At 55.7% G+C, this 21,903-nt stretch carries 17 protein-coding genes and 5 tRNA genes; all 22 read right to left on the bottom strand.

Annotation, left to right across the window (positions count from 1 at the left end; translation table 11 throughout):
• Positions 1–27: 27 nt before the first annotated feature.
• Entirely contained in the window at positions 28–4,242 is a 4,215-nt protein-coding gene (rpoC, locus tag AC0B60_RS18090; protein ID WP_465087291.1) for a DNA-directed RNA polymerase subunit beta', read from the bottom strand.
• A 77-nt stretch (positions 4,243–4,319) separates the two neighbouring features.
• Positions 4,320–8,396 (bottom strand): DNA-directed RNA polymerase subunit beta, encoded by a 4,077-nt coding sequence (rpoB, locus tag AC0B60_RS18085; RefSeq protein WP_465087290.1) that lies wholly within the window; start codon positions 8,394–8,396, stop codon positions 4,320–4,322.
• A gap of 242 nt (positions 8,397–8,638) precedes the next feature.
• A complete protein-coding gene (gene rplL / locus AC0B60_RS18080) occupies positions 8,639–9,016 on the bottom strand; it encodes a 50S ribosomal protein L7/L12 (RefSeq protein WP_286221774.1) in 378 nt (125 codons plus the stop codon).
• 39 nt (positions 9,017–9,055) lie between these two features.
• Positions 9,056–9,586: a 50S ribosomal protein L10 gene (rplJ, locus tag AC0B60_RS18075; RefSeq protein ID WP_007154025.1), complete on the bottom strand. Its 531-nt coding sequence runs from the start codon at positions 9,584–9,586 to the stop codon at positions 9,056–9,058.
• 223 nt (positions 9,587–9,809) lie between these two features.
• Positions 9,810–10,508 carry a 50S ribosomal protein L1 gene (rplA, locus tag AC0B60_RS18070; RefSeq protein WP_465087289.1) on the bottom strand — a complete coding sequence of 233 codons (699 nt, stop codon included), beginning with the start codon at positions 10,506–10,508 and terminating at the stop codon, positions 9,810–9,812.
• A gap of 1 nt (position 10,509) precedes the next feature.
• The gene (gene rplK, locus AC0B60_RS18065; RefSeq protein WP_007154027.1) at positions 10,510–10,941 is read right to left on the bottom strand and encodes a 50S ribosomal protein L11; all 432 of its coding nucleotides are present in this window, start codon (positions 10,939–10,941) and stop codon (positions 10,510–10,512) included.
• A 119-nt stretch (positions 10,942–11,060) separates the two neighbouring features.
• Positions 11,061–11,594, bottom strand: coding sequence for a transcription termination/antitermination protein NusG (nusG, locus tag AC0B60_RS18060; RefSeq protein WP_465087288.1), 534 nt, complete (start codon positions 11,592–11,594; stop codon positions 11,061–11,063).
• Positions 11,595–11,606: 12 nt separating this feature from the next.
• Positions 11,607–11,975 (bottom strand): preprotein translocase subunit SecE, encoded by a 369-nt coding sequence (secE, locus tag AC0B60_RS18055; RefSeq protein ID WP_007154029.1) that lies wholly within the window; start codon positions 11,973–11,975, stop codon positions 11,607–11,609.
• Between the two features lie 33 nt (positions 11,976–12,008).
• Positions 12,009–12,084: transfer RNA gene (locus tag AC0B60_RS18050), tRNA-Trp, on the bottom strand.
• 52 nt (positions 12,085–12,136) lie between these two features.
• Positions 12,137–13,333, bottom strand: coding sequence for an elongation factor Tu (gene tuf / locus AC0B60_RS18045; RefSeq protein ID WP_085681648.1), 1,197 nt, complete (start codon positions 13,331–13,333; stop codon positions 12,137–12,139).
• Positions 13,334–13,383: 50 nt separating this feature from the next.
• Positions 13,384–13,459 (bottom strand) — tRNA-Thr (locus tag AC0B60_RS18040).
• A 17-nt stretch (positions 13,460–13,476) separates the two neighbouring features.
• Positions 13,477–13,551, bottom strand: a tRNA-Gly gene (locus tag AC0B60_RS18035).
• 10 nt (positions 13,552–13,561) lie between these two features.
• Positions 13,562–13,645: transfer RNA gene (locus AC0B60_RS18030), tRNA-Tyr, on the bottom strand.
• A gap of 40 nt (positions 13,646–13,685) precedes the next feature.
• Positions 13,686–13,761, bottom strand: a tRNA-Thr gene (locus AC0B60_RS18025).
• A 31-nt stretch (positions 13,762–13,792) separates the two neighbouring features.
• Positions 13,793–14,527 (bottom strand): hypothetical protein, encoded by a 735-nt coding sequence (locus AC0B60_RS18020; protein WP_465087287.1) that lies wholly within the window; start codon positions 14,525–14,527, stop codon positions 13,793–13,795.
• Positions 14,524–15,258: a type III pantothenate kinase gene (locus AC0B60_RS18015; protein WP_465087286.1), complete on the bottom strand. Its 735-nt coding sequence runs from the start codon at positions 15,256–15,258 to the stop codon at positions 14,524–14,526. Before AC0B60_RS18015 ends, AC0B60_RS18020 begins: the two co-directional genes overlap by 4 nt.
• Positions 15,255–16,223: a biotin--[acetyl-CoA-carboxylase] ligase gene (locus AC0B60_RS18010; protein ID WP_465087285.1), complete on the bottom strand. Its 969-nt coding sequence runs from the start codon at positions 16,221–16,223 to the stop codon at positions 15,255–15,257. The genes AC0B60_RS18015 and AC0B60_RS18010 overlap by 4 nt, the downstream gene beginning before the upstream one ends.
• Before the next feature lie 109 nt (positions 16,224–16,332).
• On the bottom strand, positions 16,333–18,732 hold the full coding sequence (locus AC0B60_RS18005) for a DUF6160 family protein (protein WP_465087284.1): 2,400 nt from the start codon (positions 18,730–18,732) through the stop codon (positions 16,333–16,335).
• Between the two features lie 9 nt (positions 18,733–18,741).
• Positions 18,742–19,290, bottom strand: a complete 549-nt coding sequence (locus AC0B60_RS18000; protein ID WP_465087283.1) for a hypothetical protein — start codon at positions 19,288–19,290, stop codon at positions 18,742–18,744.
• Positions 19,287–20,378: a hypothetical protein gene (locus AC0B60_RS17995; RefSeq protein WP_465087282.1), complete on the bottom strand. Its 1,092-nt coding sequence runs from the start codon at positions 20,376–20,378 to the stop codon at positions 19,287–19,289. The genes AC0B60_RS18000 and AC0B60_RS17995 overlap by 4 nt, the downstream gene beginning before the upstream one ends.
• Entirely contained in the window at positions 20,378–21,577 is a 1,200-nt protein-coding gene (locus AC0B60_RS17990; RefSeq protein WP_465087281.1) for a DUF6160 family protein, read from the bottom strand. The genes AC0B60_RS17995 and AC0B60_RS17990 overlap by 1 nt, the downstream gene beginning before the upstream one ends.
• 132 nt (positions 21,578–21,709) lie before the next feature.
• Positions 21,710–21,903 (bottom strand): hypothetical protein (locus AC0B60_RS17985; RefSeq protein WP_465087280.1); only part of this gene is annotated, 194 nt, incomplete at its 5' end.

Below are 21,903 nucleotides of genomic sequence, written 5' to 3'. Positions count from 1 at the left end.
TACCGGTGGGTGGCGTTACCGGCCAACTCAGCTTTCGCGGTTGAGCTCGGCACTCAGAGCTTCTTCGACATCCGCCGCCGTTACGCCCTGCTCTTCCAGGTCACGCTTACGGCGACGCTCGGCGTGGTACGCCAGACCGGTACCCGCCGGGATCAGGCGACCAACGACGACGTTCTCCTTCAGGCCACGGAGGTAATCCCGCTTGCCAGTCACGGCGCCTTCGGTCAGCACCCGCGTGGTTTCCTGGAACGATGCCGCGGAAATGAACGACTCTGTTGCCAGAGATGCCTTGGTGATACCCAGCAGCAAGCGTTCGCAACGCGCAGTTTCCTTGTCCCCTGCTTCTGCTTTTTCGTTCTCTTCCATGAACTGGGTAATTTCCACCTGATCGCCAGCCAGCAGGCTGGTATCGCCGGCATCGGTGATCTCTACCTTACGCAGCATTTGTCGAACGATAACCTCAATATGCTTATCGTTGATGACAACACCCTGCAGACGGTAAACATCCTGGATTTCGTTGGTAATGTACTTCGCCAACGCAACCACACCCAGAAGACGAAGGATGTCGTGCGGGTTGGACGGGCCATCGGAGATAACCTCACCCTTCTCGACGGTTTCACCCTCGAACACGTTCATCTGGCGATGCTTGGGAATCAGAACCTCATACGGGTCAGCATCCTTCGGCGTGATCACCAGACGCTTCTTACCCTTGGTCTCCTTACCGAAGGACACCACACCACTGACTTCGGCCAGGATGGACGACTCTTTCGGGCGACGGGCCTCGAACAGATCGGCAACCCGCGGCAGACCACCGGTGATGTCCCGGGTCTTCGAGCTTTCCTGCGGAATACGGGCAACCACGTCACCCAGCTCGATTTTGGCGCCGTTGGCCATGGTCACCAGCGCGTTGGCCGGCAGGAAGAAGATCGCAGTACCACCACCCGGCAACTCGACATCGTCACCTTTGTCGTCGATCAACTGAATCGCAGGACGGATGTCCTTACCTGCAGCCGGACGCTCTTTCGGGTCGATAACCTCCATCGTGGAAAGACCCGTCAGTTCATCGGTCTGGGTACGGACGGTAATGCCCTGATCCATGTTGACGAACTTGGCGGTACCTTCCGCTTCGGCGATGATTGGGTGTGTGTGCGGATCCCACTTGGCAACCGCAACGCCCGCTTCCACGGCATCACCGTGCTTGACAGACAGCACCGCGCCGTAAGGCAGCTTGTACCACTCACGTTCACGGCCCTGCTCGTCGGCAATGGCCAACGCGGAGGAGCGGGACACAACAACCAGGGTGCCGTCGCTCTTCTCGATCGATTTCAGGTTGTGCAGGCGAACAGTGCCGCCGTGCTTGACCTGGATATTGTCGACTGCGGACGCCCGGCTTGCCGCACCACCAATGTGGAAGGTACGCATGGTCAACTGGGTACCCGGCTCACCGATGGATTGCGCCGCGATAACACCGACCGCTTCGCCAACGTTGACTTCGTGGCCACGCGCCAGATCACGACCGTAACACTTGGAGCAGATGCCGTGACGGGTCTCACAGGTGATCGCTGAGCGAACCCAGACCTCATCCACACCGGCGCCCTCAAGTGCCTCAACCGCTTTCTCGTCCAGCAGGACGCCGGCCTCGACGACAGCATTGTCCTTGTCCGTCGGAGTAAAGGCTGCACGGGCCGTAACACGACCAAGCACACGATCACCCAACGGTACAACAACGTCGCCACCCTCGATGTGCGGCGTCATCAGCAGGCCTTCCTCGGTACCACAGTCTGTTTCGGTAACGACCAGATCCTGGGAAACGTCCACCAGGCGGCGAGTCAGGTAACCTGAGTTCGCGGTCTTCAGCGCCGTATCCGCCAGACCCTTACGGGCACCGTGGGTGGATATGAAGTACTGGAGTACGTTCAGACCCTCACGGAAGTTCGCGGTGATCGGCGTCTCAATGATGGAGCCGTCCGGCTTCGCCATCAGGCCACGCATACCAGCCAGCTGACGAATCTGAGCGGCGGAACCCCGGGCACCGGAATCGGCCATCATGTAAACCGAGTTGAACGACTCCTGCATCAGGTCTTCGCCGTCCTCACCTTTGACCGGTTTGCCGTCTGGCCCGATAACCTGCTCTTTCGAGAGCCGATCCATCATCGCCTTCGACACTTTGTCGTTGGCACGGGACCAGATATCGATAACCTTGTTGTACTTCTCACCCTGGGTCAGCAGACCGGATGCGTACTGGGTCTCGATGTCCTTCACTTCCTCGGAAGCTGCATCCACCAGCTCGTATTTCTCGGGAGGAATCTCGAAATCGTTGAAGCCGATCGAGATACCGGAAACCGTGGCATAGTGGTAGCCCATGTACATGAGCTGGTCGGCAAAGATAACAGTATCCTTGAGGCCGGCATCACGGTAACAGGTGTTGATCAGGTTCGAGATCGATTTCTTGACCATCGGCTTGTTGACCAGTTCATAAGACAGGCCGTCAGGCACAATATCGAACAACAGCGCGCGACCAACAGTAGTGTCAACGATCTTGTACTCTTCGGTACGCTCGCCGTCTTCCTGGATCGTGACTTCCTTGACCCGGACCTTGACGATCGCCTGGAGGTCAACCTTGCCAGCACCATAGGCACGGTGCGCCTCTTTAACATCGGCAAACACCATGCCTTCACCGACCGCGCTCTTGCGCTCGCGGGTCATGTAGTAAAGACCCAATACAACGTCCTGGGACGGCACGATGATTGGCTCGCCGTTGGCCGGCGACAGCACGTTGTTGGTGGACATCATCAACGCACGAGCTTCGAGCTGGGCTTCCAGGGTCAGCGGCACATGGACCGCCATCTGGTCACCGTCGAAGTCGGCGTTGTAGGCCGCACACACCAGCGGATGCAACTGAATAGCTTTACCTTCGATCAGTACCGGCTCGAACGCCTGGATACCCAGACGGTGCAGAGTCGGTGCCCGGTTCAGCATGATCGGATGCTCACGGATGACCTCGTCCAGGATATCCCAGACCACGCCTTCCTCACGCTCGACCATCTTCTTGGCGGCCTTGATGGTGGTCGCCAAGCCACGGTGCTCAAGCTTCGAGAAGATGAACGGCTTGAACAGCTCCAACGCCATCTTCTTCGGCAGACCACACTGGTGCAGACGCAGGTACGGACCAACCACGATCACGGAACGACCGGAGTAGTCCACACGCTTACCGAGCAGGTTCTGACGGAAGCGACCCTGCTTACCCTTGATCATGTCTGCCAGAGACTTCAGCGGGCGCTTGTTGGTGCCAGTGATGGCACGACCACGACGACCATTGTCCAGCAACGCATCCACAGCTTCCTGCAGCATCCGCTTCTCGTTGCGCACGATGATGTCGGGCGCATTCAGCTCCAGCAGGCGCTTGAGACGGTTATTCCGGTTGATCACCCGGCGATACAGGTCGTTCAGGTCGGACGTGGCAAAACGGCCACCATCCAGCGGCACCAGCGGACGAAGATCCGGCGGCAGAACCGGCAGAACGGTCATGACCATGTCGCCCGGCTTGTTGCCGGAATACAGAAAGGCCTCAAGAATCTTCAGACGCTTGCTGAACTTCTTGATCTTGGTTTCGGAGTTGGTCTGGGGAATTTCTTCCCGCAGAGTCTCAACTTCGGCCTGCAGATCAATACCTTCCAGCAGTTCTTGGACGGCTTCAGCACCCATGCGGGCATCGAATTCGTCACCGAACTCTTCGAGGGCTTCGTAATACTGCTCGTCGTTCAGCAATTGACCGCGCTCGAGGGTGGTCATACCCGGCTCGATCACAATGAACGACTCAAAATACAGAACCCGCTCGATATCGCGCAGGGTCATGTCCAGCATCAGGCCGATGCGGGACGGCAGTGATTTCAGGAACCAGATGTGGGCGACCGGGCTGGCGAGCTCGATGTGCCCCATACGCTCACGGCGCACACTGGCCAGTGCCACTTCAACACCGCACTTCTCGCAGATGACACCACGGTGCTTGAGCCGCTTGTACTTACCGCACAGGCACTCGTAATCCTTGATCGGGCCGAAGATCTTGGCACAGAAAAGACCGTCACGCTCAGGCTTGAACGTACGGTAGTTGATGGTCTCAGGCTTTTTGACCTCACCAAAAGACCATGAACGGATCATGTCAGGCGACGCCAGGCCAATACGGATGGCGTCAAATTCCTGCTTCTGGTTCTGGTTTTTGAGAAGATTCAGCAAATCTTTCATCAGTAACAGCTCCGGATGGCGTTATTCTCGGGCGGGCACCGACCGGTACCCGCTCACGCTGCCAAAAACAATTCGGCTCAGTCGGATTCCAGCTCGATGTCGATACCCAGCGAGCGGATTTCCTTGACCAGAACATTGAAGGACTCGGGCATGCCCGGCTCCATACGATGATCGCCATCGACAATGTTCTTGTACATCTTGGTCCGACCATTCACATCATCAGACTTCACGGTAAGCATTTCCTGCAGCGTATACGCCGCACCGTAGGCCTCGAGAGCCCACACTTCCATCTCACCGAAGCGCTGACCACCGAACTGCGCCTTACCACCCAGCGGCTGCTGGGTAACCAGGCTGTACGAACCGGTGGAACGAGCGTGCATCTTGTCGTCGATCAAGTGGTTCAGCTTGAGGATGTACATGTAGCCAACCGTCACAGGGCGGTCAAATTCATCGCCCGTGCGGCCGTCGTACAGCACAGTCTGGCCAGTCGTACTAAGACCTGCCAGCTCAAGCATACGCTTGACCTCGGCTTCCTTGGCACCGTCGAAGACCGGCGTCGCCATGGGAACACCCGTGCGCAGATTGTTGGCCAGGGCCAGGATCTCTTTGTCACTCAGCGAATCCAGGTCCACCTTGGTGACCTCGTCCGAGTGGTTGTAGATCTCATCCAGCAGGTTGCGGAGCTCAGCGATCTTACGCTGCTCCTCCAGCATCCGGCTGATGCGCTCGCCCAGACCCTTGGCAGCGGCACCCAGGTGCGTTTCGAGAACCTGACCGACGTTCATCCGCGACGGAACACCCAACGGGTTCAGCACGATATCAACGGTATTGCCATACTCGTCGTACGGCATGTCCTCAATCGGCATCACTGCCGAGATAACACCTTTGTTACCGTGACGGCCGGCCATCTTGTCGCCCGGCTGAATCCGACGCTTGATCGCGAGGTAAACCTTGACGATCTTGAGAACACCTGGAGCAAGGTCATCACCCTGCTGAAGCTTGCCCTTCTTATCGTCAAAGCGCGCTTCATGCTCCTTCTTGCGATCTTCAAGGCCCTGCTCTGATTTCTCAAGCAGCTCGTTCAGCGCCTCGTCCTTCATTCGCAGCTTGAACCAGTCATCACGCGGCAATTCTGCCAGGTACGACTCGTCCAGCTTGGCGCCTTTCTTCAGGCCCGGACCGCTGATGACTTCCTGCCCCTTGAGGGCATTGGTCAGACGCTCAAAGGTGGCACCCTCTACAATGCGGTACTCGTCCTTCAGGTCCTTGCGATACTCGTCCAACTGCTCTTTTTCGATGGACTGGGCACGCGTGTCCTTTTCGATGCCGTCACGGGTAAAGACCTGAACGTCGATAACCGTACCACGGGTGCCGGTAGGCACACGTGAGGACGTGTCCTTCACGTCCGAAGCCTTCTCACCGAAGATGGCCCTTAGCAGCTTCTCCTCTGGGGTCAGCTGGGTTTCACCCTTCGGTGTTACCTTGCCAACCAGGATGTCGCCAGGACCGACTTCCGCACCGATATATACGATGCCGGACTCATCCAGCTTGGACAGCGCACTTTCACCAACGTTCGGAATATCCGCGGTGATTTCTTCGCTACCCAACTTGGTATCCCGAGCCACACAAGTCAGTTCCTGAATGTGGATGGTGGTCAGGCGATCTTCCTGAACCACTTTCTCGGAAATGAGGATGGAGTCCTCAAAGTTGTAACCGTTCCAGGGCATGAACGCGATACGCATGTTCTGCCCCAGGGCCAGTTCACCCAGATCCACGGAGGGACCGTCAGCCAGCACGTCACCACGGGCAATTTCGTCGCCCTGGTTAACGATGGAGCGCTGGTTGATACAGGTGTTCTGGTTCGAACGGGTGTACTTGGTGAGGTTGTAGATATCCACACCAGCATCACCAGCTTCGGTCTCGCCGTCGTTTACACGCACCACAATGCGGGCCGCGTCCACGCTTTCGATCACACCACCGCGACGAGCGGTTACGCAAACGCCGGAGTCCTGCGCCACAGTACGTTCAACGCCAGTACCCACCAAAGGCACCTGCGAACGCAACGTCGGAACTGCCTGGCGCTGCATGTTGGAGCCCATCAATGCACGGTTGGCGTCATCGTGCTCCAGGAACGGAATCAGCGACGCGGCGACCGAAACCACCTGACGCGGTGAAACGTCCATGAAATTGACGTTTTCCGGCGGTGTCACGGTGAACTCGTTCTGATGACGAACCGTTACCAGCTCATCTGACAGACGCTTGCTCTCATCCATTGCCGCACTGGCCTGGGCGATGATGTAGTTGCTCTCTTCAATCGCGGAGAGATAGACCACTTCGTCAGTTACCAGTCCGTCCACAACTTTCCGGTACGGGCTCTCGAGGAAACCGTAGGAGTTGGAACGGGCATAGGTTGCCAACGAGTTGATCAGGCCGATGTTCGGGCCTTCCGGCGTCTCGATGGGGCAGACACGACCGTAGTGAGTCGGGTGTACGTCACGGACTTCGAAGCCGGCACGCTCGCGGGTCAGACCACCAGGGCCGAGAGCCGAAATACGACGCTTGTGAGTCACTTCCGACAGCGGGTTGTTCTGATCCATGAACTGGGACAGCTGGCTGGATCCGAAGAATTCCTTCACCGCAGCCGCAACCGGCTTCGCGTTGATCAGGTCCTGAGGCATCAGGCCTTCGCTTTCCGCCAGGCTTAGGCGCTCACGAACTGCACGCTCAACACGCACCAGGCCAACGCGGAACTGGTTCTCCGCCATCTCGCCCACACAACGAACCCGACGGTTGCCCAGGTTATCAATGTCATCAACGTTGCCCTGACCGTTACGAATATCGATCAGTGTTTTGAGGACATCGATGATGTCGTCGTGGGTCAACGTGCCTTCGCCGGTGCTTTCTTCGCGACGCAGGCGACGATTCAGCTTCATGCGGCCAACGGAGGACAGGTCATACCGCTCTTCAGAGAAGAACAGGTTATTGAACAGGTTCTCGGCCGACTCCTTGGTGGGCGGCTCTCCCGGGCGCATCATGCGGTAGATCTCAACCAGCGCCTCCAGAGGCGTACGGGTAGGATCAATGCGCAGCGTGTCCGACATGAACGGGCCACAATCAAGATCGTTGGTGTACAGAGTTTCAATCTCTGTAACGCCAGCGTCGAGAATCTTGGTAACGACCTCTTCAGTCAGCTCGGTATTGCACTCAACCAATACTTCTCCGGACTTGGTGTCCACCATGTCTTTCGAGAGTACACGGCCGTGGAGGTATTCCGTTGGCACTTCCAGCTCGGTCAAGCCCGCTTTTTCAAGCTGCTTGATATGACGAGCGGTGATCCGGCGTCCCTCTTCAACGATGACAGAGCCCTTTTTGTCCTTGATGTCGAACGTGGCAATGTCACCGCGCAGGCGGCTTGGAACAAGTTCCAGCTTGCACACTTCAGGACCAATGCTGAACTTACTGGTATCAAAGAACATCTCCAGCATCTGCTCTGAGTTGTAACCCAGGGCACGCAGGAGGATAGACGCGGGCAACTTACGGCGACGGTCAATACGGACAAAGACCGAGTCCTTGGCATCGAACTCGAAGTCCAGCCAGGAACCACGGTAAGGAATCACTCGCGCCGAATACAACAGCTTACCTGACGAGTGGGTCTTGCCTTTGTCATGATCGAAGAACACACCGGGTGAACGGTGGAGCTGGGAAACGATAACACGCTCGGTACCATTGATAACGAAGGTACCGTTCTCGGTCATCAGGGGCATTTCGCCCATGTAGACTTCCTGCTCTTTAATATCCTTGATCGCCTTATTGGACGATTCCTTATCGTAAATGATAAGTCTTACTTTCACCCGCAGCGGTGCTGCGTAGGTGACGCCCCTAAGCTGGCATTCCTTGACGTCAAATACCGGCTCGCCGATGCGGTAACTCACGTATTCGAGTGCGGCGTTGCCAGAATAACTGACAATCGGGAATACGGATTTGAATGCTGCGTGGAGACCGGTTTCCCGACGATTTTCGGGCGCGGCTTCACTTTGGAGGAAGTCCCGGAACGAATCCAGCTGTATAGACAGCAAATAGGGAACATCCATCACGGACGGCAATTTACTAAAATCTTTGCGAATCCGCTTTTTCTCAGTATAGGAGTAAGTCATCTGCATTCCCCAGCTTTAGACCTGATACCTGGTATCAAGAAGCAACCATTTTCATGCTTCGGGGCCGAATTGCTCGGCTTACTGCGCCGTCTTGAACAAGACTCTTGCTGTAGGTTATAGATTCTGACAGCACCACTGAATTGGCGTTCAGAGTCTATAGCATATACAACAGAAAAAGGCCGGTGGCACACGGCCACCAGCCTGTCCATGCTTAACGCACGGTTTCGATCAAAAGCCAACTCTTACTTGAGCTCAACAGAAGCGCCTGCTTCCTCAAGCTTCTTCTTGGCTTCTTCAGCGTCGTCTTTGCTCGCTGCTTCCTTGATAACGGAAGGAGCGCTGTCGACCATCTCTTTTGCTTCTTTCAGACCCAGGCCAGTCAGTTCACGAACGGCCTTGATGACGTTAACTTTCTTCTCACCAGGACCGGTAAGAACAACGTCAAATTCAGTCTGCTCTTCAACAGCAGCGGCTTCGCCACCGGCGGCAGCCGGAGCAGCAGCTACAGCAGCAGCGGCGGATACGCCGAATTTTTCTTCCATTGCTTCAACCAGCGCAACAACGTCCATTACGCTCATTTCGGCAATTGCGTTCAAAATGTCTTCGTTAGACAGAGCCATGACTTTCTCCCAAAAATATAAAAATGGTGTTCAACAGAATCAAGCAGCTTCTTGCTTCTGGTCTCGAACTGCCGCAACAGCACGGGTCACTTTCGTTGGAACTTCGTTCAGTGTCCGCGCAAGCTTGGTGATCGGTGCCTGTGTTACAGCGGCCAGCATCGTCAACGCCTCGTGGCGTGTCGGCAGCTTGGCAAGGCGATCAATTTGGTCTGCGCCCATCAGCTCACCGCCGACAGCCAGGCCCTTGATCTCGAATGCCTCTTTCTCTTTGGCAAAATCCTTCAGCAGGCGTGCAGCCGCGCCCGGATCTTCCATTGAGAACGCCAGAATTGTCGGGCCGACCAACGCCGCATCAATACACTCGAACTCAGTACCGCGGATTGCGATCTTCGCCAGGTTGTTACGAACAACCTTCAGATGAACGCTTTCAGCGCGGGCCTTCGCTCGCAGCGCCGTCATATCACCGGAGGTGATACCACGGTAGTCAGCCAGAACAACAGACAGAGCACCACCGGCAGTCTCGTTGACTTCAGCGACGATCGCTTTCTTGTCTTCGAGTCTAATTGCCACTGGATTTCTCCTCGATTTCGCCGGGCATATCCCGGCAAACCCACATATACCCCTCGCGGGGCTCCCAACGGTGTTTGGGTTCAGAGAGAACGTCTTCACACCGTCTGCGCAGGCGTTGCTTTAACCCTTCCAGCACATCTTTTTAAAAGAATGCCTCAGGGGCCTGCGGTCTTTGACAGCCTTGGCTTCCGCCCAGACTACAAAGTAACTACCGAATAGAGCCTCAGATGCTCAGAGCACTCTGATCGATAGTCAGGCCAGGCCCCATCGTCGACGACAGGGTTACCTTCTTGAGGTAAACACCTTTCGACGAGGACGGCTTGGCCTTTTTCAGATCTGCGATCAGAGCTTCAAGGTTTTCCTTGATGTTCTGCGCAGAGAATTCAACATTACCCATTGGCGCATGGATGATACCGTTCTTGTCAGTACGGTAACGTACCTGACCCGCCTTCGCGTTTTTAACGGCCGTCTCAACGTCCGGAGTAACCGTGCCGACTTTCGGGTTCGGCATCAGGCCGCGGGGACCAAGAATCTGACCCAGCTGACCAACAACACGCATGGCATCCGGAGTGGCGATAACCACGTCGAAATCCATGTTGCCTTTTTTGACTTCTTCCGCCAGATCATCCATACCGACAATATCGGCACCGGCAGCGGTTGCCTTCTCGGCATTGGCGCCCTGGGTGAATACCGCCACACGAACGGTCTTACCAGTACCGTGAGGCAGAACCGTGCTGCTACGCACAACCTGATCTGATTTACGCGCATCGACGCCCAGATTGACGGCAACATCCAAGGATTCCTTGAACTTGACGTTACCGCCAAGTTCAACCAACAACGCTACCGCTTCGTCAACGGAATAAGCGCGGGCAGATTCAACTTTTTCACGAATCAGCTTCTGACGTTTGCTAAGCTTTGCCATGTTACAGGCCCTCCACGTTCAGGCCCATGCTACGGGCAGTTCCGGCAATGGTACGAACCGCAGCATCCATGTCGGCTGCAGTCAGATCTGGCTCCTTGGTCTTGGCAATTTCTTCCAGCTGGTCACGGGTTACCGTGCCAACCTTGTCCGTATTGGGACGACCAGAGCCACTCTTAATGCCGGCCGCCTTCTTCAGCAGCACCGGTGCGGGCGGAGTCTTGGTGATAAAGGTAAAGCTGCGATCACTGTAAACGGTGATAACAGTAGGAATCGGCAGACCTGGTTCCATATCCTGGGTCTGTGCGTTAAACGCCTTACAGAACTCCATGATATTCACGCCACGCTGACCCAGCGCGGGACCAACGGGGGGACTCGGGTTGGCCTTGCCGGCAGCAACCTGAAGCTTGATGTACGCTTCAATTTTCTTAGCCATGATATTTCTCCTGTGGGTTCGAACGCCTCTCGGCTCCCCTGTATTTACAACTGCCAGTAGCAGACACAAAAAGCCCGCGTCGCCATAGCGCGCGAGCTCTCAGCATGTAAGGCTGTCGATCAGTCTTTTTCGACTTGCCCAAACTCCAGCTCTACCGGAGTTGAACGACCGAAAATCAACACGGCAACCTTGACCCGACTCTTGTCGTAGTCAACTTCTTCCACCACGCCATTAAAGTCAGCGAACGGACCTTCTGTGACGCGTACAATCTCGCCCGGCTCAAACAGAGTCTTCGGCTTGGGCTTATCCGCACCGCTCTCAACACGGCGAAGAATGGCCTCTGCCTCACGCTCTGTAATCGGGGCCGGCTTGTCCTTGGTACCACCAATGAAGCCAAGAACTCTGGGCGTATTCTTGACCAGGTGCCAGGTGCCGTCATCCATTTCCATCTGCACCAGAACGTACCCGGGATAGAACTTGCGCTCACTCTTGCGCTTCTTCCCGTCACGCATCTCAACAACTTCTTCAGTCGGCACGAGAATTTCGCCGAACTTGTCTTCCAAGTCATTAAGAGCAACACGCTCCCTGAGAGTGCGCATCACGTGCTTTTCGAAGCCAGAATACGCATGAACGACGTACCAGCGCTTAGCCATTGCCCACTCCTGTTACCCGATAACTCCGGAGACCAGCCAACTGATCAACGAATCCATACCCCACAGCATCAACGCCACAACCAACACAAACACAACGACAATAGCTGTGGTCTGGATCAGCTCCGGCCTGGTGGGCCACACGACCTTCCGGATTTCAACCCTGGCTTCCTTGAGCAAAGTCGCAAAACGCCGACCACGCTCGGTTTGGAGCGCCACAAAAGCAGCGACCAGAGCAAGAGCTACGAGAGCCAGCACCCGATACAGCAGTGACTCGGCATTAAAATACTGATTGCCAACGACGCCCGCTGCAATCAGAACAAACACAACCAGCCACTTTACTGCATCGAAGCTACTGGTCGAACGATCGGCTTTTGACTCCATAGGAATCAGCTTATGTATCCGGATGTTAAAAAATGGCAGGCCAGGAGGGAATCGAACCCCCAACCTGCGGTTTTGGAGACCGCTGCTCTGCCAATTGAGCTACTGGCCTGCACCGAAACAACTCAGCGCACTTACTTCGAGCTCTTACTCAAACAGAGCAATTACTCGATGATCTTTGAGACTACGCCGGCACCAACGGTACGGCCACCTTCGCGAATCGCGAAGCGCAGACCATCTTCCATGGCGATCGGAGCAATCAGGGTAACACTCATCTTCACGTTGTCACCCGGCATTACCATTTCCACACCTTCCGGCAGCTCACAGGAACCTGTGACGTCGGTGGTACGGAAGTAAAACTGCGGACGATAACCCTTAAAGAACGGGGTATGACGACCACCTTCTTCTTTGCTCAGCACGTACACTTCGCACTCAAACTTGGTGTGCGGAGTGATGGAGCCCGGAACCGCCAGTACCTGACCACGCTCAACGTCGTCACGCTTGGTACCACGCAGAAGAACACCAACGTTCTCACCAGCACGGCCTTCGTCCAGCAGCTTACGGAACATCTCAACACCGGTACAAACCGTCTTCACGGTATCTTTGATACCAATGATTTCGACTTCGTCACCAACCTTGATGATGCCACGCTCAACACGACCGGTTACTACCGTACCGCGACCAGAGATGGAGAACACGTCCTCGATCGGCATCAGGAACGGCTGATCAATCGCACGCTCAGGATCCGGAATGTATTCGTCCAGGGCTTCTACCAGCTTCTTAACAGCGGTAGTACCCATCTCGTTGTCGTCCTTACCTTCCAGCGCCATCAGCGCGGAACCGGTAACGATCGGAGTGTCGTCGCCTGGGAAGTCGTACTGGCTCAGCAGTTCGCGAACTTCCATCTCGACCAGCTCAAGCAGCTCTTCGTCATCAACCATGTCCGCTTTGTTCAGGAACACAACGATGAAAGGAACACCTACCTGACGGGACAGCAGGATGTGCTCGCGAGTCTGCGGCATGGGGCCGTCAGCTGCGGAACAAACCAGGATAGCGCCATCCATCTGAGCCGCACCCGTGATCATGTTCTTCACATAGTCAGCGTGGCCCGGGCAGTCAACGTGCGCATAGTGACGCGCCGGTGAATCGTACTCAACGTGAGACGTCGCGATGGTAATACCACGCGCCTTCTCTTCCGGTGCGTTATCGATCTGGTCGAATGCGCTTGCACTACCAGTACCCCACACTTCGTGACACACACGAGTCAGCGCGGCTGTCAGCGTGGTCTTGCCATGGTCTACGTGACCAATGGTGCCCACGTTTACGTGCGGCTTATTACGCTCAAATTTTGCTTTAGACATTCGACCTATCTCCCTAATCAACTGGACCGTAACGTTGACCGGACAAATAATGGAGCTCATGACCGGAATTGAACCGGTGACCTCATCCTTACCAAGGATGTGCTCTACCGACTGAGCTACATGAGCGCTTTCACACTACAAATTGGAGCGGGCAGCGGGAATCGAACCCGCGTCATCAGCTTGGAAGGCTGAGGTAATAGCCACTATACGATGCCCGCGAGCAATAAGTGGTGGAGGGGGCAGGATTCGAACCTGCGAAGCTTTCGCGTCAGATTTACAGTCTGATCCCTTTGGCCACTCGGGAACCCCTCCGAGTCAGGCCTGCCAACGGCAAGCCTGCCTAAACTTAAAGTGGAGCTGGCGGACGGAATCGAACCCCCGACCTGCTGATTACAAGTCAGCTGCTCTACCAACTGAGCTACGCCAGCTCACATTCGCCTCTTCAGCGAGGGCGGTATACTACGGATTTTCAGAACGCGTTGCAACACCTTCACAACGCCTGATTTCGACCATATCGAAATTCTCTCTGTAATCCGTTTCAGCCACCCCAACCGCACCGGAACCCGGTACCAGTTGGTCTTCAAAAACGAGCGCGTAGCTTAGCTGATTTCGGGGGAAGTTGGCCAGTATTGCATTGAGATTCTGGCGTTTTTTTTCAGTCAGGACGTTTTCGGCGGCCTGCCGTGATTCAAACAGCCCGAGGGATATGGCATTTTTGTTTTCGCCCCGGGTTACCAGATAGGAATCGATCCCCCTCCGCTGAAGATCACGAAACAGATCCAGCGCCCGATCTTCCGGTTGAGGGGGAATAATCACCCAATGCAACGGCGCCAGCTCCCGCTCATCCTCAACGACGTCGTAGTCGGTTCCGGGCCGGCCCAGAGAACGATAAGCCTCTCTCGCGCCCTGCTCAGAGTCAAACCACCCCAACCTGACACAGAAACCTAGAGGGACCGCCTCTTTCTCTGACTGGGCCTCACGATCAACAGGAGGCGTGACGGCTTCGATCTCAGCGAGGGCCACATGATCCCTGGCAGCTTCGAGGTCAGCCTTTGGCGAGGATGGCTTCAGATCAGCCACCCGGGGCAGGGCCTGGCGCTCAGACACAACGACAACGAATTTTGGTCCGACCCTGTCCCCGTAAAACCAAAGCGCCAAATTGATCAGAATCAGGGCAACAGCAAACCACCTCATTCGCGCTCACTCTCCCCATCAACAGCCGCAAGCCCCTTGAGCACCAATGAAGGTTCGTGGAGGGCCGCAAGACCGGCATCGAGCAGGCCTTCGGCGTCGCCTCCCGTCACCAGGACGCGGCCAAGACCAAGACGACGGCAATCCGCCTCGATCCGTGCAGCCATCGCCGCCCAGAGCCAGACTAGTCCGTGCTGGACGCATTCGGTTGTCGACGACCCAGGCTCCGCAGCCTGCACATCGCTGATCTCAAAACCGATTCGCGCAGCGTCCTGCCTCAAAGATCTGAGCATCATCTGCTTGCCTGGGAGGATATAACCGCCCAAATGCCCTCCCGAATCGGCAACATAATCAATCGTAATGGCACTGCCAGCATCAACAACGGCAAAACCACCAGAGTTGGCCTGCCACGCAGCATACATGGCATGCCAGCGGTCGGCGCCCATTCTGTCTGTCTCGATGTAGGCATTCACCAAGCCACCCCGATGGGGTTCAGCCCAATAAAAAACAATCGGAGCACGACAGAACGCCTCCAACTGCATCTGCAAATGTCGGCGTCTTTCTTCCGAAATCACAGTGGATACCGCAACGCGCTTGATGTCCGCGGGCTGACAAGGGATGTCGCAGAATGGGTCGTCGGCGCCCAGAATGGCAGAACCGCTACCTACCAAATGACCATCGCGGACCAGCAGCCACTTCAGCCGGGTATTCCCAGCATCGATCAATAGCTTCATGGGCGTACCCGTAGACTTATCTCGCCAGCACGAACCTTGACCAGATCTTTGCCATCGTCGATCAGGTAGTTACCGGCATCATCAATTCCATGACCGATGCCCGCGAGGCTACCCTGGCTGGCAATCAGTGCCTTGCCAGAAAAAATATCACGGCTTTGCCACCGCGAACGGAACCCGACAAACCCCTCTCTGGCAAACTCATCGACTGATTCGAGGACGGAATTGACAATCGAAGCAGCAAGTTCGCTACGATCCCATCGGTGTTCAGGCACAGCCATGTCAAGACTGCTCCAGGATTGATCCACATCTGCGGCCTCTTTCATATGCACGTTCAAGCCAATCCCCGCAACAACCTGCACCACCCCCTCTTCAAGTTCGCCCTGGAGCTCAACCAATATGCCAGCCAGCTTGCTACCACCAAGAAAAATATCGTTGGGCCACTTAAGCCCCACATCGGAAACGCCTTGCTGCTCCAAGGCTTCAGCGACCGCCACACCCAGAACCAGGCTTAACCCATCCAGCATGGCGAAGCTGCCACGAAACGTCAGCCCCAGGCTTAGGTACAGGTTCTGGCCTCGTGGACTTTGCCACTGTCGACCGCGCCTGCCGCGACCGGCAGTCTGGCAGTCGGCAATACACACTGGAATACCACCGGCACCGGAATCAGCACGGCGTCGCACGATTTCAGCATTAGTGGAATCCACTTCATCCAGTACGACCAGTTCGACCCTGGAGCCACTATGTCCTGTAAGGCCCTGCGTTATCCTTTCCGCCTCAAGCAAGTCCATATCACTTAGCAGGCGATAGCCCTTGCCACGAATGGTTTCTATCCGGACACCTTCCTCTGCAGCACGGCGGACCTGCTTCCAGATTGCCGTGCGGCTGATACCAAGACTGTTGGCAAGGGACTCACCGGAATGAACCTGGCCATCTGCCAGGAGGCCAAGAAGTGCTCTGGATTTCATCAAAGAACGCCCGCGTATTTGAATGGGATCAGGGCGGGATTAAACAACACGTCGAAGCAAAAGACAAAGAACGACGCTGTGGCATCTCCAAAGATTGCCCCCGCCAGCCTCAGGGTATAGGAGTTGCGGTAAGATTGGCTTCAATGTCGAAGTTCTGCATTTTCACACCATACACAGCCGTTTGTGGACCACCAGTGGGATGCACCAGGTCGATATTGCTGATAGAGAGCTCCTTGAACTGGCTTCTCGCCCGGACGGCAAACCCCAACGGCCGATTATCCAGGTCAGCGGCAGTGGGTGACGACACATAGCGATACCCTGCCCCTGAGGCCGGGTCCATAATTTTTTCGTCGCCCCTTGCGCCAACCACTCCAAAGGCATCGGCACCATCCGTCTTCTTGACCACCTTGGTCTGATAAACGTCTACCGACAGGTCGGTGCGTATACCGAAGGTATTATCCTCAGCACCGTCACCGTCGAAGTCGCCACCATCGCTGGTATGAATATCATCAAGTATGAGCCTGGCACCCGTGTTGTTGATCGGATTACCGCTGGAGTCCGCCTGACGACTGGTTTCCCAGGTGAGTGCGTTCTTGCGCGCCTCACTCACTTCCTTTGCGAATATCTGTTTGAGCTGGATCGTGATCCCTTCATTACCACGAGTCTCCCAGGTTCCGCCCGATGCGGCACAGGCTGATTCGTTAGCCCCCGAACCTCCAGCGCAGACATTGCCCGCTCCCCCGGGGACAAGGGTCATACTGCTACCGGTTTCATACTTTTGAACCACAAATCGGCCGAAACTTGCCCCCGCATCCTTATCGCCGACACGCAGGTTGCCAACATCCATCAGAGTCCAGGCTTCCCCCTTGACGAGGGCCAGCCCGTCTTCGGTCACATCCAGGGTCATATCCCGAACATGAGCGTCATAGCTGAGATCGCTGATCCATAAGCCCTTTTGAGAGATTTCCCCCGCACCTTCATCGTAAGGCGCAGCGATGATCGCAGCCTGGCCATTCCGTATATGGATATCTGAGTTGATCGTCAGCCCCTCGCCACGGGCTCCGCCTGCTCCAAGCGTTACCTGACCATCCATTTCAAATTCGTAGGCCGGGTAAAAGCCAAGCGCCAGAAGCAACTCCGTGCCGCCCTGGAGCGGGGCGTCCTCGCTGCCTACTCGTAAACCGTTGATTCTGTAGCCAGCCGACACGTCCTCAAAGCCAATCCTGAGCCCGTCATAGAAACGCGTGCCGTGAAGCTCGCCATCCCGAGTGACGTTAACCGTGATATCTCCCTGCCCCCAGGACTGCAAGCCACTGAAGATAACGCGGTTGCCATCCTCGGTATAACTCAGGTCGGCCAACTGTAAACTCCACTCAGTGGACAACCTGAGCCCCTGGGAGCCGGCACCTGGGTGCCCCCCACCTTGCAGGTAAACCGCGTTGGTGTATCTGCGCCCATTGTAGGCGTGGTCCTGTAGTATGAAGCTGACATTGACCTCGCCAATGCTTTTTCCGCCTGCCCCCATCTCAATACGACCAATATTAAATTCCCCGTCCAGCGACCCCAGCGTGAGCCCCAGGGCGTCGCGTCCGTATCGGTCCGCTGTCACGTCCACCCGGAGGTCACCTAACCGGTAATGGCCTGTGATGTCGCGGAAGGCGAGCACGTTGTCGTCGTCATGATAAATAAAGGACGCGCTGTTAATGGTGGTTTCGTTATCCAACCGAAACCCCTCACCTTCACGACCACCGGCTGTAATGCCGGTTTTCGAAGAGAGGTCGAAAGAACCGCTGAGCCCGCCGTAGCTGGGCAGGGCCTGGCCAGTGAAGGCATCGTAGGTATTGCCATGATTGGCGGGGTTATTACTGTATCGGATTGCCCCCACATCGTAGGAACCGGATACGCGAGGGGCGTTCAGCTCCAGAGTATTGCCAACAACATCCAGGGTGACACCGAGAGCCTCTACACTGAGGGTGATATCATCCAGGAAGACTTCATTTCCATTGGTTCGATACCCCAAGCGGCCGCCGGTCATGGTGTAGGCGGTGTCAAATGTATAACCCGATGAGCCAAACGCACCTCCCGGACTGATGCGCAAATTTCCCTGCAGGCTATGATCAAAGAAAATGCCACCCATCCCAATCCCCGGGGCACCAGCCAGCCGTATATCGCCGAATTCGATCCGCCGGTCCTCAACCAGGTAGTCCAGATTCAGAGACGCCTCATCGGTCATGTCGACCCTTATGACATGGGCGGCTGATTCACCTGGCTGGCTTGCTGAGCCAACCCGAAAATCCTCAAGGTAGATACCGCGATCATCATCGAAATACGTTAGCCGGTCCGCGGCCATACCCAGCTCCATTTCCAGAGTGATACCGCTTTGGCCGCTGATATCGGCCATGTCTTCGTCGCCAAGGAGCTGCATATCCGCCATCGCGGGTGCCGACAACGCCAATACCAACCCCCTCACAAACTGCATGACCACGATGTGTTTTCTGCTCCCAGCCATACCCGCTCCCTATGGATTTCCCGTGGGGAAAACCAATAGATTTCCCTCCATGATGACGTCACCCTGCATTTCCACCGCAAAGATGTCTGTTTGCTGGAATCCCGGGTCTGTTGGTCTGGGTGTGTTGCTCCCGGCGATTTTGAAACGCACATCGTTATAGCGAACGATATCCGGTAGACCAATCTCTACAACGTCACCGTTGAACGCTTCGCCGTCACCACCAAATCCGGAATCGATCGAACGAACACGGAGGGTCAGCCCTTCGAAGGCAAAGTTGCCCCGGATATCATCCAATACCATCCAGCCGCCACCCTCCTTCAAACGATAGGCCAGCCTGGCTCCACATTTCTTGTCGGCGTCGTCACAGCGTCCGAAATAGCCGTTCTCGATTGGCCCACCCATTTCATTAATGCTGATATCCCCTGATAGATATATGCCGCCCTGACCGGATACCTCAGAGAGCGCCTCATCGTTCAGACGATCAAGCTCACCCACCGCGTGCTTGGAGCTGGATAATGCAAGAGCCAACAACAGGGCATGGGCGTAACGTCTATTCATGGCGCCAGATCCTTGGTTCGGATATCAAGGTGCTGAATCAGCATGCCCTCGACCCGCGCCGACCCGAAATCCCGGTCACCCACGGAGAAATTTCCGATATGCAGGTTACTGCGATAATCGGGATTGGTGTAATAGTCCTCATAGAAATCCCAGGTTTGCGCGTCGCTGCTACCTCGCAGCCCATCAGCGCCAATCGATCCCGGAGCTGGCGACTCAATAGCCGCGACTTCCACCACAAAATTGCCGGTGCCATCAACGTCGAAAAATACCGGCTGCAACTGGTTGCCAATCGCCAGCTCCAGCGCAAAGTTGGTCATGGTGATTCTTGAACCGCAGGACTGGCCATCCTGAGAACAGGCATTGATCGACAATTCCGGTGTTTGGAAGTTGAGCTTGAACTGCCCCACCATCTGTCGACGATCGTCATCGCCCCAAAGGCGAAGGTAGCTGCCATCAATGACTGCGCTTTTCGCATGAATGTTGATATTGGCCGAACGGTCCTCTCCCACAGCCACATTCATCTGCAGCCCGATATCAGGGCGCTCACCTACGAAATCCGCCGTCGCCGGCCGACTGGAGCAAACACCACTACCCGCAATAGCACCCGAGCTCATACAGTCGTACCCTTGGGGAGCGTCCACCAAAGCTGGCGCTGCGAACTCGAGAACGGCCTTGTCCCGGATGCCGATACTATTGCCGACAACCACGTCAATCCGATAGGGATTCACCAGCCGACCAATATTTACCGGGCTTAGGTTCTGCCCGTAGTTGCTGCCGGTTCCGGAGATGTACAAGTGATTCACCACGATCTCGACATCGCGGCCGTCCGTACTCTTAAGGCCGCCAATTTTGAAAATCCGGGCCTGGTTCCCATTGGCATCGGGCGCATCCGTGCCATGGGAAAACGTGAAGTCCTCCAACACGACTCCAATGCCGGCGCCATCGATCTCCGACAGTTCCTGCTCTGACAGGTCCTGAAGTTCCGCGTTTGCTGTGCACGCTCCGAGTAACAGCCCCAGGACAGCGCAAGCTCGCGCGGGGCAGAACGACCAGACAGTGGGGGTTAGAAGGCGCCTTCTGAACAACATCAAAACAACCCCCGGCCCCGATCAATGTATTCCGTTCGGTAACGGTCGGTGCCGTAAAGGGCCTCGTTAAGATTGACCTCGGTTGCGCCGTTCGGAATATTGAAGAAGGCCCCGGAAGTCGCCCGAATGAAATCTTCAGGCGTCGGGTTGGTGTTCTTGACGTCTTCGAGCCAGTCAAGGTCTTTGGTCTGGAACGAAATAAACGCTCCGTCGGCCGGTCCTGTAATCCTCCGCTGATTACCGACTTCCTCAACCGTGCCAATTGGAAAACTGTTGTAAATATCGAGATCAAAGCAGGAATCGATACCCAGGACCAAGCAGTCCTGGGCGTAGACATAGATATCTCCGCTGCCACAACTGAAGAAAGAGCAGCCTGGCACCTCGATACGGGAACTGGATCCCCAGCCAATCAGATTCTGTACTGACCAACGAGTGAACCCGCCCGCATCCTGAAGTACAAAGCGCTCTCCATTGGGAATGCCAATGTGCTCCGCTCGAATTGGATCAAGCTCACCGATATCAGGATGACCTTCTTCGCCGTACACCAGTTGAGCCTTGGTCTGGAGCGGACTACCCCCTTCAAGCAACGGAGTAAGCAAAACGATGACCTGATCGAAGAAGTTGCCGCTGGAACTGGCCTGACTCAGGCCTTCACCGCGATCGATGATGTCTACATTGACGTTGCCGGTGAGAGTTTCGATCTTGCCAGAGAGGATGCCCATGGACTCGCCGAAGCCCAGCCGAAAACCAACGATTTCCTGGGCGTTCTCGTCGAACGCAAACTCCAGATAGGGGTTCTCGATACTAAACGGGACGATTTCGCCTTCTCCGTAGGCCGAGCCATCCGGCTTAAGTTGGCGGGGCGCCTTGGAATTGCGCTCGAAGTACGCTTGGTTATTGATATATCCAAGCGCAAAATCCTCTATATAAACGTCGGACGTTCCGGCTTTTTCCCCGTCACGCTCATAGCGACCCAATTCAAGTACGTCAACGTTGGTCTGGATATCGATGTCCATGCCAAGGTTGACACGCGTGTATGAGGTATTGTCGGTCTCATCGGGGTGGTATTGGCGATCAACCGAAATGAATGCTTGGCCAGTCACTTCCGACATATCGCTGTCGGAAATTGGCTGCAGGTCCGCAAACGCAGGAGGGGGCACTGACAGCACCGCTAACAAATGCCAAACGACACGATTCATAGACAGATCTCACCATTAACCGCATTCTGAAAAGCGGTTTATTGTTATTTTCGATGAGTGTCTCTGAACACTGATGCTGCTTTCGCTGGCGATTTTTATTTTGGCCAGTTCTTGTACTGATCCTAGCCTCGTTTACACATTGTCACTGTGAGCGAAGTCATAGATTTGGAAGATGAGTCTACGCTGAAGGCACTTTTTTACAGGCAATAAAAAACCCCCGTCGGCGAAGCCGCGGGGGTTTTTGGTATTAAGAGCCTGACGATGACCTACTCTCACATGGGCAGAAGCCACACTACCATCGGCGCTGGTCTGTTTCACGGCTGAGT

The organism is Marinobacter sp. V34, assembly GCF_055524115.1.
The sequence above is the reverse complement of the archived record's forward strand: the minus strand, read 5'-3'. Positions and strand labels throughout refer to the sequence as shown.

Coding starts and splice junctions, on each gene's coding strand:
- AC0B60_RS17995 (WP_465087282.1), bottom strand. CDS start 20,378: ATGTTGTTCAGAAGGCGCCTTCTAACCCCCACTGTCTGGTCGTTCTGC.
- secE (WP_007154029.1), bottom strand. CDS start 11,975: ATGGAGTCAAAAGCCGATCGTTCGACCAGTAGCTTCGATGCAGTAAAG.
- nusG (WP_465087288.1), bottom strand. CDS start 11,594: ATGGCTAAGCGCTGGTACGTCGTTCATGCGTATTCTGGCTTCGAAAAG.
- AC0B60_RS18010 (WP_465087285.1), bottom strand. CDS start 16,223: ATGAAATCCAGAGCACTTCTTGGCCTCCTGGCAGATGGCCAGGTTCAT.
- rplK (WP_007154027.1), bottom strand. CDS start 10,941: ATGGCTAAGAAAATTGAAGCGTACATCAAGCTTCAGGTTGCTGCCGGC.
- rplA (WP_465087289.1), bottom strand. CDS start 10,508: ATGGCAAAGCTTAGCAAACGTCAGAAGCTGATTCGTGAAAAAGTTGAA.
- AC0B60_RS18005 (WP_465087284.1), bottom strand. CDS start 18,732: ATGGCTGGGAGCAGAAAACACATCGTGGTCATGCAGTTTGTGAGGGGG.
- AC0B60_RS18000 (WP_465087283.1), bottom strand. CDS start 19,290: ATGAATAGACGTTACGCCCATGCCCTGTTGTTGGCTCTTGCATTATCC.
- rplL (WP_286221774.1), bottom strand. CDS start 9,016: ATGGCTCTGTCTAACGAAGACATTTTGAACGCAATTGCCGAAATGAGC.
- AC0B60_RS17990 (WP_465087281.1), bottom strand. CDS start 21,577: ATGAATCGTGTCGTTTGGCATTTGTTAGCGGTGCTGTCAGTGCCCCCT.
- tuf (WP_085681648.1), bottom strand. CDS start 13,333: ATGTCTAAAGCAAAATTTGAGCGTAATAAGCCGCACGTAAACGTGGGC.
- rpoC (WP_465087291.1), bottom strand. CDS start 4,242: ATGAAAGATTTGCTGAATCTTCTCAAAAACCAGAACCAGAAGCAGGAA.
- AC0B60_RS18015 (WP_465087286.1), bottom strand. CDS start 15,258: ATGAAGCTATTGATCGATGCTGGGAATACCCGGCTGAAGTGGCTGCTG.
- rpoB (WP_465087290.1), bottom strand. CDS start 8,396: ATGACTTACTCCTATACTGAGAAAAAGCGGATTCGCAAAGATTTTAGT.
- AC0B60_RS18020 (WP_465087287.1), bottom strand. CDS start 14,527: ATGAGGTGGTTTGCTGTTGCCCTGATTCTGATCAATTTGGCGCTTTGG.